The sequence below is a fragment of the Alcanivorax sp. HI0044 genome, from assembly GCF_001634945.1.
On the sequence record NZ_LWEZ01000110.1, the window covers coordinates 1 to 526 of the forward strand.

The 526-nt window shown below is 54.4% G+C and carries 1 protein-coding gene; it reads right to left on the reverse strand.

Features of this window, described 5'->3' with window-relative positions:
* Positions 1-341: RimK/LysX family protein (locus A3730_RS01260; protein ID WP_197477214.1), on the reverse strand; the 341-nt coding region annotated here is incomplete at its 3' end.
* Positions 342-526: the final 185 nt, after the last annotated feature.

Here is a 526-nt window from a genome sequence, read left to right on the forward strand (position 1 = left end):
GACACACTCTCTGCCCGTCGCTTGATACGCACATGCCCCGATAAAGGCAGCTCCACATCATCCCATTGTTCCGTGGTAATACCCCAGTCTTCCCGATCATCGCGGTCGATGGCCAGGTCGAATTCGACCATTTCCACGCCATCGCGCTCAAACGTACGGATATAACGGGCGCTCAGGGAGGCTGAACCTGCGCCGGTATCCAGTTTGGCAGGCACGGTAATGCCCAACTCCTTGATATGCACGTTTTCGTGCAAGCCATAGATCATCTTGCCGGAAGACAGATCAGCCATCACCGCAAAGGGCGACAAGACCAACAGCGAAGCAAGGAGTGTACGCATCATAACAACCTGATTGTAAAAGCATTACAGCCCGATCACGGAGCCACCGGCTCAGCCTCTGACCCGCCCCCCGGAAAATGGTTGCGCCATTCTAGGCGATCATCGGGCCTATCGCAGGCTCAACCGTGAAATTTTGAAGTTGTTCACAATTGCCAATCTTACGATAAAGGCTGACCGGCGGGCTATCA